The following is a 17,295-nucleotide window of genomic DNA, read 5'->3' as shown; positions in this document are numbered from 1 at the left end:
GAATGGCAGAGAAAAAGAAAACGTATCTCGAAGACCAATTAGAGGCCGTCATGACGAAAGAAGACGGTGCATATATCTTTCGTTTTCAAAGAGAAAAGATCAATCTTGTGAACGGCTTGGAAGCAAACGTCATTAAAGAAGTCGATCCTTCCTTTAATAAAGAAACCGTCATGACCGATGATGAAGTCCAAATTTTGATTCAGCCTCCTTCCGAATATAAAGAATTTCGTTATATAAAAGGAAAAAATAAAAAAAGCAAATGGCTTTTTGCGTACCAGCTCGTGAAAGCCGTTGAAGAACATTCAATTAAAAGGCTGCACCTGATCGCTGCGCCTGAAAACATCGTTTTTGATAAAGGATTAACACCCAAATTTTTACATTATGGAGTGAAAGAAAGCATTCCGCCATATGAACACGACGAAGAAAGACTTTTCAATGAAGTGAAAGCCGCAGCTGCGCTTGCTGTCGACGGACAATTTACTTTTGAAGAGTATTTAAAATACAGCGAAACCATCAAGTTTTCAGATCAAGTAAAAGACATCATCACAAGCGGGACGTACGGCGACTTGAAAGCCGTCATTCAAAAGAGGATCGATGAACTGGATGCCGAAGAAAAAACGCTTGTTCATCTTCCGAAGAAGAAATGGAAGATTCAAAGGTACATAGGGTTAGGACTTATTTTATGCTTAATACCGGCTGTTTTATTTTCCTTCTACTCATTATTCTTCGCACAGCCGAAACAGCAGGCGTTTATCGAAAGCAACCGCTACTTCTTAAATAAACAGTACAGCAAAGTCATCAGTACGCTTGATAAATATGATGCCGGCGAGATGCCTGATTCTGTTCAATATCAGCTGGCTTATTCGTATATCATCGTTGACAATGTACTGAAGGAAGCGGATTTACAGGAAGATGCTATGAAGAGCCTGACGCTTCAAGTCGATCCGAATAACTTCCTTTACTGGATTCAAATCGGACGCGGCGACAATAAAGAAGCGCTTGAGACGGCTCGCAAGCTGGAAAACAATGCACAGATCATGTTGGCACTTATGAAATATACAGATGACATTAAAGCCGATGATAAATTGTCCAGTGATGAGAGGCAGAAACAGCTGGAACCGCTTGAAAAAGAACTTGAAGAATTGAAGCGGACAGCAGATGAACAGAAGGCTAAAGCTGAAGAAAACCAGCAGGCAAACACCGAGCAAAACCAGGCGGACGTAGAGGCTGCAAAGGCTGAAAAGGAGAAGGCTGAGCAAGAGCAGGCGAAAAAAGAAAATAAAGAAAAGGAAGACAAAAAGAAAAAAGATGATAAATAAAAGCGAAAACACCTGTTGTTGGCAGGAGGCGGAGAAATGAGTCTGTTATGGATTTTTTATCATAAAAACTATCAAAAAATAAAACTGGATGATCAGAACAGCCGCACGCTCACAATCGGGCCGGATTTGAAACATTCTGTCACGATCAAGCATTTTTCGTTTGAAAAAGGCCCGGTAGTACTGGAAAAGCAGAAGGACTCAGACGCTTTCAACGTGCAGCTGGGAGGGGAGGCTGTCTCTTCTTTAAAGCTTGGCGGAAAGGCGTCCGTCCAAAGCGGTGCTGAACAGCTGACGCTCTTTTTAGCCGAAGAATCCGACAGTGTTCCCGCCTACTATTTGGGAGAGAGGCAGGAAGTCGTCATTTCTTCCCTCGAGCAAGAAGCGGATGTTTATTTCAATGAAACGGATTCATTCTTTGGAGAAAAAGGTACGTTTTCCTTCATCCGCCTCGACGGGCAATGGAATGTCCTGCCGAATGGCGCCAAAATTTATTTGAACGGAGAAGAAGTGTCCGCTTCGGTATCCGTGCAAAATGGAGACGAAATCGCATTTGGACTGAATATTCTTCGCATCGTTGAAGATGACCTCTTGGAAATCGAGGGGTTCGGGCAGTATGATACGTCTTTGGAGAACATTCTCAAGCCGAGCTCCGAGACAAAAAATAAATATCCGCAATACCGCAGGCCGCCGAGAATGATTTACGATCTGCCGGACGAAAAAGTATCCTTCAGCTTCCCGGCACAGGAAAGCGACGGAGACAACAGAGGCTTATGGCTGATGATTCTGCCTCCGCTCGTCATGCTGCTCGTCATGGGGATCGTGGCGCTCATTCAGCCGCGGGGGATCTTTATCATCGTCTCCCTTGCAATGTTTATGATGACGCTGATTACGTCAACCGTGCAGTACTTCCGCGACAAAAATCAGCGTAAAAAAAGGGAAGAAAAAAGAGAGCGGGTCTACACCCTTTACCTTGAAAACAAAAAGAAAGAGCTGCATGAACTAGCAGAAAGACAAAAGTTCGTCCTTGATTTCCATTTTCCTACATTTGAGAGGATGAAATATTTAACAAAGGAGATCAGCGGACGAATTTGGGAAAAATCGATTGAAAGCGCCGATTTCCTGCAAATCCGCCTTGGAACGGGAAACGTTGCATCTTCGTACCAAATCAATTTGAACGGTGGAGATTTGGCCAATCGCGATACAGACCATCTCCTTGAACAAACGCAAAAAATGGAAGAGGTCTACAGAGAGCTGAAAAATGCGCCGATCACCGTGAATCTCGCCGAAGGCCCGATGGGCGTCGTCGGAAAATTGTCCGTCGTCAAAAATGAAATTCATCAGCTTGTCGGCCAGCTCGCATTTTTCCACAGCTATCATGATTTGCGCTTTGTCTTCATTTTTGACGAAGCCGAGTATCAAGAATGGGAATGGATGAAGTGGCTTCCGCATTTTCAGATGCCTCATATTTATGCGAAAGGGTTTATTTACAACGAACAGACGAGAGATCAGCTCCTTTCAAGCATATATGAGATTTTGAGAGAACGGGATTTAGATGAAAACAAAAAGAAAACTTTGTACAAGCCGCACTTTGTGTTTATCATCACAAATCAGCAGCTCATCGCAGAACACGTCATTTTGGAATATTTGGAAGGCAAGCAGAAAAACCTCGGAGTGTCGACAATCGTTGCGGCAGAGACGAAAGAAAGCCTGTCCGAAAACATTCATACCCTTGTTCGTTATATTACTGAACAAGAAGGCGACATTCTGATCAAACAAAAGAAAGCCGTTCAGATCCCGTTTCAGTTGGATCACCACAACAGGGAAGACAACGAACTGTTTTCCCGGACGCTGAGAACGCTTGATCACCAGACTGGCATGACGAATTCGATTCCTGATACCGTATCGTTTCTCGAACTGTTCCAAGTGAAGGAAGTCGATGACATCGGAATCGGTCAAAAATGGATGACAAGCGAATCGGCCAAATCATTGGCCGTGCCGATCGGCTATAAAGGAAAAGACGACATAGTTTATTTAAATCTTCACGAAAAAGCGCACGGCCCCCACGGGCTGCTTGCCGGAACGACCGGTTCGGGTAAAAGTGAATTTTTACAGACTTATATTTTGTCTTTGGCAGTTCACTTCCACCCGCATGAAGTCGCATTTTTGTTAATCGACTACAAAGGGGGCGGAATGGCGCAGCCGTTCCGGAACATTCCGCATTTGCTCGGAACGATTACTAACATTGAAGGCAGCAAGAACTTCAGCAACCGGGCGCTTGCGTCCATTAAGAGCGAGCTGAAGAAAAGGCAGCGGCTCTTTGATCAGTACAAAGTCAACCATATCAATGACTATACAAAGCTTTACAAACAGAAAAAAGCGAAAACGGCGATGCCGCACCTTTTCTTAATTTCAGACGAATTTGCCGAGCTGAAAAGCGAAGAGCCGGAATTTATCCGCGAGCTTGTCAGCGCGGCAAGGATCGGCCGAAGCCTCGGGGTGCACTTAATCTTGGCGACGCAAAAACCGGGCGGCATCATCGATGACCAGATTTGGAGCAACTCCAGATTCAAGGTTGCCTTGAAGGTGCAGGATGCGAATGACAGTAAAGAAATCCTTAAAAACGGGGATGCGGCTACCATCACGGTAACGGGCCGCGGTTATTTGCAAGTCGGCAATAATGAGGTGTATGAACTGTTCCAGTCTGCATGGAGCGGGGCCCCTTACATGGAGGATGGCTACGGCACAGAGGATGAAGTGGCGATCGTTACAGACACCGGATTAATTCCTTTGTCAGACGTTGATGCCGATCATACTGCGAAAAAAGAGGCCGTGACGGAAATTTCCGCCGTCGTCGAACAAATTGAACGGATTCAAGATGAAATGGGAATCGAGAAGCTTCCGAGCCCTTGGCTGCCGCCGCTTGAAGAGCGTATACCTAAAACGCGCTACCCGTCGGAGGAAGCAGATGCCTTTAATTTTGCCTATATCGACGAACCTGAAAAGCAAAGCCAGGAGCCGATCAGCTATCGCATGATGGAAGACGGCAATATCGGCATCGTCGGCTCGTCAGGCTACGGAAAATCCCTGACCGCCACGACGTTCATGATGAGCTTTGCCGAACAGTATACGCCGGAAGAATTGCATTACTACATTTTCGACTTTGGCAACGGAACGCTGCTTCCGCTTGCAAGGCTTCCGCATACCGCGGATTATTTCCTGATGGACCAAACGAGAAAAATCGAGAAATTTATGGTTCGGATCAAGGCGGAAATCGAGCACAGGAAAAATCTCTTCCGTGCAAAAGAAATCAGCCATATCAAGATGTACAATGCGCTGAATGAGGAAAAGCTGCCGTTTATTTTCATAACGGTCGACAACTTTGACATCATTAAAGATGAAATGCATGAACTCGAAAGTGAATTTATCCAGTTTTCACGCGACGGCCAGTCGCTTGGAATTTATTTAATCCTGACCGCGACAAGGGTCAATGCGATCAGACAGTCGCTCTTGAACAACCTGAAAACGAGGGTTGTCCACTATCTGATGGATCAGTCTGAAGCATATTCGATTATCGGAAGGCCGGAATTCAGCCTTGAACCGATCCCTGGACGCGTCATTATCAATAAAGAAAACCAATACTTCGCACAAATGTTTATGCCTGTGGAAGCAGACAACGATATCGAGCTGTTTGAAGGGATCAAAGCCGACATTCAGGCGATCGCAGAACGCTCGGAAGGCATGAGAAAGCCGGCGCCTGTGCCGATGCTGCCGCTCGAGCTTTCCGTCACGCAGTTTGTGAGAGATTATCCGCTTCAGCCTGAAAGAGGCCTTATTCCAATGGGGCTCGATGAAGAATCAGTCGAACCCGTATACTTTAACCTTGAGAAAAATAAGCACTGTCTCATCATGGGTCAGACACAGCGCGGAAAAACAAACGTCATCAAGATCATGCTCGAGCACCTGCTTGATCATGACACGAAAAAAATTGCCGTGTTTGATTCGATAGACAGAGGGCTTTCTCAATATGCGACAGAGGATCAAATCAGCTATCTTGAAACAAAAGACGACATTATGCTCTGGCTGGCTGAGACGGAAGAAATTTGCCGGACAAGAGAAGCGATGTATTTGGAAGCTGTTAAACAAGGCGAAATCGCCAACCTTGATTTTTCACCGATGGTCTTTATTGTCGACGGAATTTCACGATTCCAGCAGACAATCGACGCATCGATTCAGGACAAAATGGCGATGTTCATGAAATCTTACGCCCATTTAGGTTTCCATTTTATACCTTCCGGAAATCACAGCGAGTTCACAAAAGGCTATGATTCCCTGACAAGCGAAGTCAAGCAGGTCAGACACGCGATGCTATTGATGAAAAAATCCGAGCAGAACTTGATTCAGCTCCCATATGAACGCCAGGAGCCGGAGATTCTGCCGGGCTTTGGCTATATCGTTGAAAACGGCAAAGAGAGGAAAATTCAAATTCCTTTATGTGCTGTAGAAAGGAAGAAAGCGAAATGACGGAACAACAAAAAAGCACGCTGAAAATTATCAGCGCCATTGTCACGATCATCTTGCTGCCCGTCTTGTTCTTTCATTTCATCGGTGAGAACCCGACGAAAAAGGTATCGAACGCGACAAGGGAAATCGCAGTCGTCAATGAGGATACCGGCATTTTGAAAGATGACGGGACCGTTGATCAAGATGCGCTCCTGGGGAACGAAATCTCGGCTTCCCTGGTTGACCGTCCGGACTATAAATGGACGGTCGTCAACCGGAGCGCAGCAGAAAGCGGACTTGCGGAGAAGCAATACGATGCGATTGTCTACATTCCGTCGGACTTTTCGCAAAACATTTTAAGCTACAACCATGAGCGTCCGCAAAAAGCAGAGCTGGAGTTCAAAATTCAGGACCAGCTCGACGCCGTCAACAAGGAAAAAGTCCAGCGCGAGCTTCAGGACGCGCAAAAAACGGTGAGCAAAAAAATGTCTTCCCTGTACTGGCGCTTTGTCAAACAGGGAGTCAAAAAGGTCAGAAAAGAGTTTGACAGCATCGTAAATAAAGAATCAGAGTTCCAAAACGCGATGTACAATTTTTACAAGCCGAGCTCCAACAATTTAGCGGGCGAAGTAGAAAGACAAAAAGAGATGATCGACAGACTGAAAGAGTCGATCAATGAAACAGAAGGCACATCAAAAGAGCGCCACGCAAGCGTCGAAGAATCCAAAAAACAACTGGACAGCTTCGTCGACAACGTCAATCAGTACAAACAATATCAAGAAAAGCAGTCGGAACTGCTTCAGGCTGCACAAGCGGACAGTGAAAAGCAAATTCAAGACGGCCTGACATCTATCAAAGATAAACAAGCCAGCGCCCAAAGCCGCTTCAGCGAACAAATGAACGGCATGGCAACATCGCTCAATGGTTTACAAAACCAGTTTAGCTTGACTTCTACCTCTCTTGAAAACCTGCAAAAAACGAGGGAGGATCAGATTTCAATCCAACTGAATGGGATTAATTCTATCCAAAATAAGTTGATAGATAATTATCAGGCTGAAACAAGAAAAGCGAATTTGAGTAAGCTTGATCCTGACTTAATTGCATTACGCTCTGATCTATCGAAAGGCTCTGAAGATGATTCGCAAAACGGCACGGACCCGGGTGATGAGGATAAAAATGATCAGGATAATAATCAAGATGATGAAGAACAGCCGAACAATCTAGAAATCAATCTTCAAGAACAGCAAGATGAATTGAAGAGCATTGCGGCTGAACTGAAAGAATTATCGGACGGGTTAAAAGATTCTTCTGATAACGATGGTGGAGCTAAGGAACCAACTCCGGACCCGGGCGAAGATCCGACTTCCGAAGAACCGGCTCCTGATCAGAATGAAAATTCCGCTGCTGAAAATACGACACCGGATCAGAATCAAGAACCGTCAGCCGATACTGGAGAAAACGGACAGCAAGACGCATCAAATTCTGAAGATCCGACAAATGATCAAGCAACAGGTGAAGATGGAGATACCCAGAACCCTGGAAATGATCAGCCTTCGCCTTCAGAAGGATCGGATGACGAGGTTGCCAAATTAAAAGAGCAGCTAAATGAAGCTGCTGCCCGGCTTGAAAAGGTGGAAGAAGATCTTCGTGCAAAACAGGACACTCATAATGAAGAGTTGAAAAAACAGCTTGAAAACCTGAGTGGAGAAATTACAAAACTAAATAAAAACATTGAGGATTTAAAGATAGAAATAAAAGATCTAAACGATGATATTACAGAACTTAAAAATAAACGAACAGATGATTTTGATGCTATCTATAACAAAATTCAAAATATAGAAGCGAGAGTATCAAAATATCTTCCAGAAGATAGCAACTTAAAAAAAGCTTTTGAATCTAACATTCGTACGAGAGATGTCGATCAACTGCTCAATTACTATAAGTTACTATCAAATTATGAAACAACGTTTTTCGGTTCGGTCAATTATTCAACTAAGGAAAGCGTCATTTCCGGGACACAAGCCGGCCTCAATACAGTCCTTAAAGTCGGTGAAACCGAAGCGGAAAAATGGGAAAACCTTAAAAACAACATGCTTTTATCAAATGAGGATATTCAAGATTACACAAAAGGCATGTCCGATTTTGTAACAACCTACGGAGAATTCATTGATGAAAAGCAAACAGAAACGCTAAATGAGCTCAGCAACATCTCAGACAGAGCAAATGCCGTATCTGAACAGCTGCGCAATCCGGAAGGCGCCGGAACAGCGGTCATGCAGGGAGACGCGACAGATGGAACGATGGTTATCAGCATGCAGGATACGCTTGGAAATGACATTTTGCAGCTGTCTAACATGCTCGGTTCCTTGTCGGAAACGCAATCAGGCGTCATCGAGTACACGGGCAATATTCAGGAAAGTGTAAACGATGTTCAGAAAAAAGCGGATACCCTGAATTCAAACTGGGGTCAAAATGTCGCGACGACAAAGCTTATCCGCGGAGACGTGTACGGCATTCTCGGCAATGCGTTCGGAGGAAACGACGGATATGTATACGATCACTTGGCAAGTCCGGTGAAAATCAGCGGAGATGTTCCAGAGTCAAAAGCGCAAAACGTACCGCCGGTCGTCATTCTTGTGATTGTGATGCTTTCGAGCTTGCTGATCGGATATTTCAGCCACCATTATCAAAATGCTCCGCTCTTAGTCAGGGGTGCACTGTTCGGCATCTTGAATATCATTGTCGGACTGATGATCAGCCTGTTCGGTTTGAACATTTACTCACTCGCCGACGATCAGGCCGTCATGTGGTCGGTCTTTACGATCTTGCTGCTTGTCGCAAGTTCAGCCATTATCCGGACGGCGTTTATGCTGGGGTCGATCGCAGGCGGAATCGCAACAGCCGCCATGGTGCTGTTCTATGTAGCGCCGCTGCTTGACTTGGCGATGCCGAACTTCAGCTTTAACAATCCGGTATCAACCGTATATATGTCGATTCAGTACGGAACTGGAAGCCAGTTTGCACTCGGAATCGGAGCATTAATTTTAATCACGATCATCGCGATTGCTGTTCCTTTTATTGTCGATTTTGCAAAATCAAGAACAGAAGAAAGCGAGACTGACCATGATGCTTAATGCGAAATGGGGAAAGAAGGGGATCATGGCAGTCATGCTCTCCTTCTTTCTTTTCACTCCAATCGTGAAGGCGGACGAAACCGATAAAGTCGATGTCAAGCCAAACGAGTATGAAAAGCAGGATATTAAAATCGAGACGGACTACCTTCAGGAAGAAGAGACGGAATACAAAGAAGAAATATCAATTCCAGAAGAACTGAAGGAATTCTCATTTACAGATTCGAAAAAAGAAGATGCCATCGAAAAGCTGAAAAGCCTGTCCGGAAGCTTCACGAATGAAAGCAATTCCGTGGCGTCAAAGCTGAAACAGCTTGACCTGTCATTCTCGGCAAATCCGTCCTTATCGGGACGGGAAGATGACTCTGCGGAAGGCCGGCAATCCATCTTCCTGCCTATCTTGTACGGTCTGCTGATTCTCCTTTGCATCGCCGGTCTGTTCTTTTTGATTCCGAAAGTCAGCGGCCAGCAGAAAAAATAGGAGCGCTCAGCAATGAAAAGTCCGAGGTTCTATAAGGTGCTGCCGTGTAGACGGCTTTTGGATTGTCGTTTATTCGGCTGTCTTGCCGGTGATTTCAAATGGGGTGTTTCTGGCGGAAGCGGTCACGGAAAACCGCTGCACTTGAGAAGCGGGCTGATGAATCAGTACAATAATGGATAAGGAGGGACGCCGTATGCATTTATCCATTGTTACCGGAGCGTCAAAAGGGCTTGGCGCCGCGATTTCCGAAGGGCTTTTGCAAAAAGGCCATATTGTTCATGCTGTCTCAAGGACCAAGTCTGATATCAGTCATGACAGGCTGATCCAGCATGAGGCCGATCTAACACAGCTCGCCGAAACAGAAAAGTGGTTTCGGCAATTCACAGAATCTGTCCAAGCCCGCGATTTTGATTCGATCACCTTGATCAACAATGCGGGAATGGTGACGCCGATCAAGCGCGCCGGTGAAGCTGGACTGGAAGAACTGAGGCTGCATTATGACTTGAATTTGTTAGCGCCGGTGATTCTCAGCCAGCTGTTTACCAAATGGCTCAAGCCATACAAAGGCAAAAAATCGATTGTCAATATATCATCAGGGGCGGCCAAAAACCCTTATAAAGGATGGAGCGCCTACTGCAGTTCAAAAGCGGGGCTCGATATGTTCACGAAAACATTCGGCTTTGAACAGGAAGATGAGTCTGATCCGGTGAAGATGATTTCTTTCTCACCGGGGATCATGGATACCGGCATGCAAGAGGTTATCCGTTCATCATCGAAAAAAGACTTTCATGCAATTGAACGATTCAAAACCTATCAAACAGAAGGAAAGCTGAGAAGCACGCCTTATGTGGCCGGCGTTCTGCTCGACCTGCTTGAGACCGACTTTGAAAACGGCAGAGTGTATGATATTAAAGAGTTTTTGTGAAAAATAAAAAAACAAGCACATCAAATCGATTGTGCTTGTTTTTATTTTATCATTGCGCCAGCTCATATAGCGGAATTTTGAAAATGATGTGTCAGATCAATTGAGATTTGCATGAAAATATGTTAGGATTCTAAAAATATATAAAGGAGGGGTTTACATGAGAAACGTAACATTAGTGGATGTATTCACCCATCCAATCGCACAAAAATATTTAACACGTTCCGGTGTTGCTCATGCCGTAGCCTGCGCTTACCACGCATACCGCCTGGCGGTTCGAGCTGGAGTAGATCCCGATATTGCGACAAAAGCGGCTTTGCTGCACGATATCGGTCATTATGAATGGTATACCGACGGAGAATGGGATTATGAAAAATACAAGCAAAATGACATTCACGCGATAAAGGGAGCCGAGCGCGCCCACAAGCTTCTGATCCGCCTAGGCGAAGATCGGAAAGCGGCAAAAGAGATTGCTTTGGCGATTTTGCTTCATACGGATTCCTATTTGCCAGAAGGGGACCTTGATAAAAACAAGCTGCAGCAAATCGTCAAGAAAGCGGATGAGCTGGACGAAGAGCCGGGCGGAAACCACCATTACCGCAAAATCGACTATAAGCTGGCGCTTGAGAAAGTCAGGAAGCTTGACCGCATGGTCGATGAATCCTTATCTCCCATGAAAAGAACGGTTTAATCGGACAAAGGGCTGTTTTCAAACTTCTCCCCTTTGTCATTTACATAAATAGAGCGGATGATCGTCCTGTTAAACGGCGAGTTGTCTGCCGTTTTTCCTGAAAGGTCGATCGTCACCGAATACATGCCCGCTTTTTTGAATGACAGGCTGTTTTGCAGCGCATTGATGGAAGCAGGTTTCAGCGACTTTTTCTCGGCTTGTTTTCCGTTTTCGTAGCGGATCGAGCGGACTGACGCCTTAACATTCGCAAGGTTTGACGTTTCTCTGGTGCCCGCGTTTTTAATTTGCTGGTTCAAAGGAGAATCGAACGTCACAATGAACAAAAACGCCTCTTTTTGTTTGACGGATGATGCGATCTTCCATGTGCCTGCTGCGGGATTTTTGATGGCAGCGGAATGGACGAATCCCCCTTCAAAAACATCCGCCGTCTTTGCCATTGAAAAATCTTTGACCGGCTTGCCGCGTGGATCTGTCAATTTGATATTTCCCGAGGAATGATTGCTCAGCCAGTGAACGGTTATTTCCTTGACGCCTTTTTCAACGGCAAACTCCTCTTCTCTCAATCCATGATTTTCTCCCCCTCTGATGAAAGGGTACGATAAGTTTTCTTTGATGGACGCAGTTTCATTTGCATATGCCTGAACCGTCAATAAAGGCATAAATACAGGAAACGTGAGGTTTCCTTTAATAATCGAGAAGTGGTCCCACTTTCCTGTATCCAGGTTTGTGGCGTAAGGGAGTCTCGCATTTTTTTCGGTGACGGCTCCGTCATTTTCGCCAAACATGTTTAAATAAACGCCCCCAAAAAACAAAACGCTGCCGAACCCGCCGATCTTATTGCCTGCCAGGGTGAAATATTTAGTTTTCGATCGATTGGGATGATTGTCGGTCTGGTCGCGGAACGATTTCATAAACCCTGTCTGGAGTGAATAAACGGCGTCATTTTTCTGGCCTAAAATATCGGCGAGCCATCCTGCCCAGCTGCTGTAGGCAAGGTCTGCCAGCTGTGAGCCGTGATGAGGGGTTCCGAGCGTAATCACGCGCTCGACATAATGGTATGCGTTGTGATGAATCAGCGCCGACTGACTGTCAATTCCGCCTTTGCTGTAGGAAACGAGAATGACCTTGCGGCCGAAATGCTGGTAGATTTCGCGCAGTTTGGCGGCCAGCATCGCTCCGTTATCCTGCATGTCTTTATCGGGGTGGAGATCGATAAAAGCCGCATTATATCCGTTTTTCCACGCCTGTTCAGCCATGTCATTTTCGTCAACCCACGCGCTTGAAGAGCCGTTTAATCCATGGACAAATACAATCGGCGGTTTTGCGGGATCGGGATGTTCAACAGGGTCTCCCACGAACCAGTAGCCCGGATCGCCTCCTCCTCCTTTAAATCCTCCCGCTTTCGATACATGCGGATACACGAGCAGCAAAACAAGCACGAGCAGCACCAGTTTTTTCATCGTTGTTCACCTCATGGTTTATTTGTAAGCGTTTTCATCTTATTTTCTGAAGGTGAACTTTATACCGATATACTGAAAAAAATTTAGAAAATATTCATAAAAGAGAGGAATATACACTGATAGGCCGGATATCCGGCCTTCAATGTTTAGGCTTTTCCAGGCTTTAAATGTTTGCGGAAGAACGATTTGACGATGTCCAGGGTATGAGCCTGGGTAAAACCGTTATGTCCGGCCCCGTTTATTTTATACATAAGGGCATCATGGCCTTCTTTTATTAAGGCTTCAAACAATTGGACGCTTTGTTGATAAGGGACGACATCGTCCTGATCCCCGTGCATAATCAGAATGGGAGGCGCTTCCCTGTGAACATAGCTTATCGGACTCGCTTGTTTCGCCTGTACTCTGTTTTCTTGAACAGCTCCGCCGATCAGCTTGGATTCCGGTGAATTGGGTGAATCATGATCGAAGATGGACGGATACTTGCTCATGGACAGAAGGTCGACCGGACCGAACCAGTCCGCAACCGCATCGACTTTGCTCGATACATGACGGTATTCGTCCGGGCCTTCAAATTCTTCAATTCCTTCGGTCAATCCAAGCAAAAGAGCCAAATGGCCGCCTGAAGAATCCCCCCAGACTCCGACTCTATCAGGATCGATGTTATAGCGGGCGGCATTTGCTTTTAAAAAGCGGACTGCTGTTTTCACATCATGAAGCTGAGCCGGAAACACCGCCTCTCCGCTGCCTCTGTATTGAACGCTTGCCACGACATATCCTTGCTCGACAAATGGAACCAGTTGGGGGATAAAGGCGGATGTATCCTGTTTTGTCCAGCCCCATCCGCACCCTTGCAAATAAATGATCAGCGGGTATGTTTCCTGATTGCCTTTCCTGTTAAATAACGCATCCATTGGATTGCGGTAAACCAGCAAATGTAATGTCAAAGAAGTGTCTTCCACTTTTGTGTACTCAATATTCGGTATGAGCTGAATGTAAGAGTTGGTGTTTTGCTCCCAGTTGATTTCTTTTATATGATTCGTCATGTTAAGTCCTCCCTTAATGTGATGGAAATCCGAATTTGCCTGTGTTGATCACATGGAACCACCTCCTTTTATTCCGTTGTAATGAATAATATTACAACGAGGTGAAAAAAACACAGTGCCAGACGTTTGTTGTAAGTATAGTTATTACAACGAGTTGAAATAATCATGCCTCACTGAGAAGCATTCTTTTTTTGGATGATCAGATCAGTCAATTCCTTTATAGACATTTCTTTGAGTATATTCTCCATGGCTGTTTGCGCTTTTAATAAAATAAGCTCAAGAACCTGGTGGATATTCGCGCCAACCCAGCAATCAGGATTGGGGTTTTCGTGAGTGTGAAACAGTTCGCCTTCACCGACAACTTCGACGGCTTTATAGACATCATACAAAGAAATGGCGCCGGCATCCCATAATAAGTGCGCTCCGCCTGTGCCGCGCTTTACTTCAATCAAGCCCGCTTTTTTCAGCAATCTGCTGATTTGGCGGATGATGACCGGATTGGTATTGACGCTGTCTGCGATTTGCTCTGATGTCAAATGGTCGCTTCGGACGTGCATCAAGGATAACATATGTACGGCTATCGTAAATCTGCTGCTGATCTTCATCAAACCACCCTCCTGTTGTAATCATGATAATTACAACAGGGGGAGCTGTCAATCTTTTTTATTCAAAAGGCGCTGAAATATGAAACCCTGTCAAAGCTTTTTCGTATGAATGGAAGGAAAACAGTTGACAGACGTTAGTGTGAATAGTAGTTTTTAGATTAATGAAAAAAGCCGGGAGGAAACAAAGCTTGTTAAAATCAAAAACCCATTTTTGGACGCTGCAAATTTTATTGGTTCTTCTTATTATTTATGTGTCGACAAAAGTGTCTTTTCTGTTCGAACCGATCATTGTATTTGCATCGACTTTATTTACTCCGATTTTAATTGCAGGAATCTTGTATTTTATATTCAATCCGATCGTGCGGTTTCTTGAGAAAAAACTGCCGAGAACGCTGTCCATTCTGCTGATCTATTTGGTGTTTGTGGCATTCATCGGATTTGTGTTGTCAGCTGTCGGTCCTGTGTTTACAAAGCAGGTTACCGATCTGTTTAACAGCATCCCGTCCTATGTGAAACAGATCCAGATTTTCATTAAGCAAATGTCGAATTCGCAGTGGTTCACCTGGATGATGAATCAGGACTTCGTATCGGTTGCAAAAATCGAAAGCTCAATCGGCGAATATTTGACGAGCCTGCCTGAGAATATTACAGGGAGCCTGTCTTCTGTATTCGGTGTTGTGACCAACATTGCGCTCACGGCTGTTACCGTGCCGTTCATCCTGTTTTATATGCTGAAGGACGGCCACCGTTTTCCGAATCTGGCTGTCAAGATCCTGCCTGAAAAGTACAAAAATGAAGGGCTGAAAATTTTCAAGGATTTGTACGAGACGCTGGCGGCTTACATTCAAGGACAGCTTATCGTTTGTCTGTTCGTCGGAACGGCGTGCTTTATCGGTTTTTGGATCGCCGGTGTGAAATACGCGCTGATTCTCGGCTTGATCATTGCTGTGACGAATATTATTCCATATGTCGGACCTTTTCTTGGAGCGACACCGGCCGTCATTATCGCATTTCTCGACTCGCCGACAAAAGCATTGATTGCGCTGATCATCGTCGTTGCCGTTCAGCAGACAGACGGAAATCTGCTGTCGCCGCTGATTATCGGCAGACGCTTGAATACGCATCCGCTGACGATCATCCTTTTATTAATCGGCGCCGGAAGCTTCGGGGGCATTCTCGGCATGATCCTGGCCGTTCCGGCTTATGCCCTGCTCAAGGCTTTTACATTGAATATCGTCCGCCTTGTCCGTTTAAGGCAAAGGTATAAAAAAGAAACGGCGGAAAATGCTGAAGTCTGAACGTTTTGCCCATTTTCACATATGATGCTAATAAATTGAATGGCGGAGGTGTGAAGATGCCGGCGATCGTCGGACCAATTTTTATCAGGCAAGTCGTTAATGACAGCGCAGCCTTCTTTGGAGATGTGTTTGCGATTTCCCCGAAGTGCACGGATATTTCCGGAAGCGGAGCGGGTGCATTTCAAACAGGGGACTACGGTTTGATTCAAAACGATATCAATAAAACGTCCTTCACAGATGCGGATGTGATGGACGGTTCCCAGTCATTGAACATGTGACAGCCTCTTTTAAAGAGGCTGTTTCTTTTTTATAGTATAATGGGAAAAAAGATAGATAAGGCAGGTGACAAAGATGAAAATCAGGAAGGCAAACATCTTGAACAAGGATCAGATGATCACAGACGTTTACCTCCATGAAAATAAAAGGGAATTTCATACACTTGTGGCTGTGCCTCAACTGGAGTGGAGCGCGCTGATTTCCTATGAGGAAGAAAAAACAGAACTCGCCGAAAAGCTTGACCGGTCATTGTCGAGAGTGGCTGAAACGGGTGCGGCCGAGGAGCTGTCCAAAAAGATCGTACAATGGGTGACCGAAATGTAGCCCGGACTCATGCCCGCTGTTTTCATGGGCATACTGATAAAAAAATGCAGTTTAAAAAAACGCTGCCAGCAGGATAAAAATGGAGGGTCTAAGACGTGAGCGACCAATCAATGGATCAATATTTACAGCAGGGAATGTACGGACCACGCGAAACGAAGCCGGATGAACGCAGACTGTTTTTAGGCTCGCTGAGGGAAAGGGTCATCATTGCACTGACGAAAGGACAAGTTTTGCGTCCGCAGGCATACCGCGAAGTCATCGATGCGCTTGGCTCAAAAGCGGATGCGACATTATTGCTGAACGGTGAAATCGACTATTCACATTTATCTCCTTACATCAAGGAGTCCAATAAACAAGGCGTCCCTTTTTCGATCGTGTCCGATCAGCAATCGGATACTCCCCTTGGCCTTGTTCTCGCGGCGCGTGAGGCCGTAGAGAAAGAATCGATTTATGTTCAGGACGATATCTTTGAGCAGTCGGTTTTAAACAAGAGATGAGGCACGGGTTTTCGTACGTGCCTTCCACAGGGCGTGCGAACCCGTGGTTTTTGTTTTTTTCTGAAAAAGAAAAAGCCGCTGCTGGCGCGGCTTGACAGCCATATTCGATTGATTCGCCATTCACTTGTCCGTTTAGATAAGTTATAATGTTACCTATCATACAAAAGGCGGGGAGGGCGGCAATGAAAAAAGCTCTTATATGTATAGATTATACGAATGACTTTGTCGCAGCTGACGGAAAGCTGACGTGCGGAGAACCGGGCCGGAAAATCGAAGATGCCGTGACGCGTCTCGCGGAAACGTTTATTCAAAACGGCGATTATATCGTATTTGCAGTCGATTCACACGAGACCGGCGATACGCGTCATCCGGAAACCCGTTTGTTTCCTCCACACAATATAAAAGGTACATCAGGACAGGATTTATACGGAAAGCTTGAAGCGCTTTATCGAAAACACGAACATGATCAGAATATATATTACATGGAAAAAACAAGGTACTCTGCTTTTGCCGGGACAAACCTCGAGCTGAAGCTTCGTGAAAGGGATATAAAAGAACTGCACCTCGTTGGCGTATGCACAGATATATGCGTGCTCCATACCGCAGTAGATGCTTATAATAAAGGGTTTAATCTTGTCATTCATCAAAACGCAGTGGCTAGCTTTAACCCGGACGGACACGACTGGGCTCTTTCTCATTTTGCAAACACCCTGGGAGCCTCAGTGTCAGATTGAGGAAGGAGAAATGA

The 17,295-nt window shown here is 45.4% G+C and carries 15 protein-coding genes; 12 read left to right on the top strand and 3 right to left on the bottom strand.

Annotation, left to right across the window (positions count from 1 at the left end):
- Positions 1-2 precede the first annotated feature (2 nt).
- The 7 genes from essB (at position 3) to MKX80_RS17505 (ending at position 11,044) form a co-directional block, all read left to right on the top strand.
- The gene (essB, locus tag MKX80_RS17535) at positions 3-1,319 is read left to right on the top strand and encodes a type VII secretion protein EssB (RefSeq protein ID WP_234112231.1); all 1,317 of its coding nucleotides are present in this window, start codon (positions 3-5) and stop codon (positions 1,317-1,319) included.
- Positions 1,320-1,355: 36 nt separating this feature from the next.
- Complete coding sequence (gene essC, locus MKX80_RS17530) at positions 1,356-5,840, top strand: type VII secretion protein EssC (RefSeq protein ID WP_268343093.1); 4,485 nt, start codon at positions 1,356-1,358, stop codon at positions 5,838-5,840.
- The gene (esaA, locus tag MKX80_RS17525; protein ID WP_268343092.1) at positions 5,837-8,953 is read left to right on the top strand and encodes a type VII secretion protein EsaA; all 3,117 of its coding nucleotides are present in this window, start codon (positions 5,837-5,839) and stop codon (positions 8,951-8,953) included. Before essC ends, esaA begins: the two co-directional genes overlap by 4 nt.
- On the top strand, positions 8,943-9,431 hold the full coding sequence (essA, locus tag MKX80_RS17520) for a type VII secretion protein EssA (protein WP_154999173.1): 489 nt from the start codon (positions 8,943-8,945) through the stop codon (positions 9,429-9,431). The genes esaA and essA overlap by 11 nt, the downstream gene beginning before the upstream one ends.
- 12 nt (positions 9,432-9,443) lie before the next feature.
- Entirely contained in the window at positions 9,444-9,611 is a 168-nt protein-coding gene (locus tag MKX80_RS17515; RefSeq protein WP_182070133.1) for a hypothetical protein, read from the top strand.
- Positions 9,612-9,624: 13 nt separating this feature from the next.
- Positions 9,625-10,356, top strand: a complete 732-nt coding sequence (locus MKX80_RS17510) for a (S)-benzoin forming benzil reductase (RefSeq protein WP_154999174.1) — start codon at positions 9,625-9,627, stop codon at positions 10,354-10,356.
- Positions 10,357-10,513: 157 nt separating this feature from the next.
- Positions 10,514-11,044, top strand: a complete 531-nt coding sequence (locus MKX80_RS17505; protein WP_154999175.1) for an HD domain-containing protein — start codon at positions 10,514-10,516, stop codon at positions 11,042-11,044.
- Here the strand turns inward: MKX80_RS17505 and MKX80_RS17500 are convergent.
- The 3 genes from MKX80_RS17500 to MKX80_RS17490 all read right to left on the bottom strand — a co-directional run bounded on the left by MKX80_RS17500 (position 11,041) and on the right by MKX80_RS17490 (position 14,152).
- Positions 11,041-12,504, bottom strand: a complete 1,464-nt coding sequence (locus tag MKX80_RS17500; RefSeq protein WP_268343090.1) for a hypothetical protein — start codon at positions 12,502-12,504, stop codon at positions 11,041-11,043. The two genes, MKX80_RS17505 and MKX80_RS17500, sit on opposite strands and share 4 nt — an antisense overlap.
- A 146-nt stretch (positions 12,505-12,650) precedes the next feature.
- A complete protein-coding gene (locus MKX80_RS17495) occupies positions 12,651-13,547 on the bottom strand; it encodes a prolyl oligopeptidase family serine peptidase (protein WP_003184882.1) in 897 nt (298 codons plus the stop codon).
- Positions 13,548-13,717: 170 nt separating this feature from the next.
- A complete protein-coding gene (locus tag MKX80_RS17490; protein WP_268343088.1) occupies positions 13,718-14,152 on the bottom strand; it encodes an Rrf2 family transcriptional regulator in 435 nt (144 codons plus the stop codon).
- A 188-nt stretch (positions 14,153-14,340) separates the two neighbouring features.
- Here MKX80_RS17490 and MKX80_RS17485 point away from each other — a divergent pair, with 188 nt between their 5' ends.
- The 5 genes from MKX80_RS17485 to MKX80_RS17465 all read left to right on the top strand — a co-directional run bounded on the left by MKX80_RS17485 (position 14,341) and on the right by MKX80_RS17465 (position 17,281).
- Positions 14,341-15,450: an AI-2E family transporter gene (locus tag MKX80_RS17485; protein WP_216929550.1), complete on the top strand. Its 1,110-nt coding sequence runs from the start codon at positions 14,341-14,343 to the stop codon at positions 15,448-15,450.
- A 56-nt stretch (positions 15,451-15,506) separates the two neighbouring features.
- Positions 15,507-15,728, top strand: a complete 222-nt coding sequence (locus MKX80_RS17480; RefSeq protein ID WP_154999180.1) for a spore germination protein — start codon at positions 15,507-15,509, stop codon at positions 15,726-15,728.
- 73 nt (positions 15,729-15,801) lie between these two features.
- Positions 15,802-16,050 (top strand): YueH family protein, encoded by a 249-nt coding sequence (locus tag MKX80_RS17475; RefSeq protein WP_234112227.1) that lies wholly within the window; start codon positions 15,802-15,804, stop codon positions 16,048-16,050.
- A 95-nt stretch (positions 16,051-16,145) separates the two neighbouring features.
- Complete coding sequence (locus MKX80_RS17470) at positions 16,146-16,547, top strand: YueI family protein (protein WP_025809741.1); 402 nt, start codon at positions 16,146-16,148, stop codon at positions 16,545-16,547.
- A gap of 182 nt (positions 16,548-16,729) precedes the next feature.
- The gene (locus MKX80_RS17465; protein WP_154999183.1) at positions 16,730-17,281 is read left to right on the top strand and encodes an isochorismatase family cysteine hydrolase; all 552 of its coding nucleotides are present in this window, start codon (positions 16,730-16,732) and stop codon (positions 17,279-17,281) included.
- Positions 17,282-17,295 lie beyond the last annotated feature (14 nt).

Source organism: Bacillus sp. FSL K6-0972, from assembly GCF_037976035.1.
Lineage (GTDB): Bacteria > Bacillota > Bacilli > Bacillales > Bacillaceae > Bacillus > Bacillus haynesii.
Note: the sequence above shows the minus strand (reverse complement) of the source record. Positions and strands in the feature narration are given on the sequence as shown.

What these genes read in the sequence shown, in the direction of transcription:
- MKX80_RS17480 (WP_154999180.1), top strand. Translation starts at nt 15,507, where the DNA reads ATGCCGGCGATCGTCGGACCAATTTTTATCAGGCAAGTCGTTAATGAC.
- MKX80_RS17495 (WP_003184882.1), bottom strand. Translation starts at nt 13,547, where the DNA reads ATGACGAATCATATAAAAGAAATCAACTGGGAGCAAAACACCAACTCT.
- essB (WP_234112231.1), top strand. Translation starts at nt 3, where the DNA reads ATGGCAGAGAAAAAGAAAACGTATCTCGAAGACCAATTAGAGGCCGTC.
- MKX80_RS17475 (WP_234112227.1), top strand. Translation starts at nt 15,802, where the DNA reads ATGAAAATCAGGAAGGCAAACATCTTGAACAAGGATCAGATGATCACA.
- MKX80_RS17500 (WP_268343090.1), bottom strand. Translation starts at nt 12,504, where the DNA reads ATGAAAAAACTGGTGCTGCTCGTGCTTGTTTTGCTGCTCGTGTATCCG.
- essC (WP_268343093.1), top strand. Translation starts at nt 1,356, where the DNA reads ATGAGTCTGTTATGGATTTTTTATCATAAAAACTATCAAAAAATAAAA.
- MKX80_RS17465 (WP_154999183.1), top strand. Translation starts at nt 16,730, where the DNA reads ATGAAAAAAGCTCTTATATGTATAGATTATACGAATGACTTTGTCGCA.
- MKX80_RS17490 (WP_268343088.1), bottom strand. Translation starts at nt 14,152, where the DNA reads ATGAAGATCAGCAGCAGATTTACGATAGCCGTACATATGTTATCCTTG.
- esaA (WP_268343092.1), top strand. Translation starts at nt 5,837, where the DNA reads ATGACGGAACAACAAAAAAGCACGCTGAAAATTATCAGCGCCATTGTC.
- MKX80_RS17515 (WP_182070133.1), top strand. Translation starts at nt 9,444, where the DNA reads ATGAAAAGTCCGAGGTTCTATAAGGTGCTGCCGTGTAGACGGCTTTTG.
- essA (WP_154999173.1), top strand. Translation starts at nt 8,943, where the DNA reads ATGATGCTTAATGCGAAATGGGGAAAGAAGGGGATCATGGCAGTCATG.
- MKX80_RS17505 (WP_154999175.1), top strand. Translation starts at nt 10,514, where the DNA reads ATGAGAAACGTAACATTAGTGGATGTATTCACCCATCCAATCGCACAA.
- MKX80_RS17510 (WP_154999174.1), top strand. Translation starts at nt 9,625, where the DNA reads ATGCATTTATCCATTGTTACCGGAGCGTCAAAAGGGCTTGGCGCCGCG.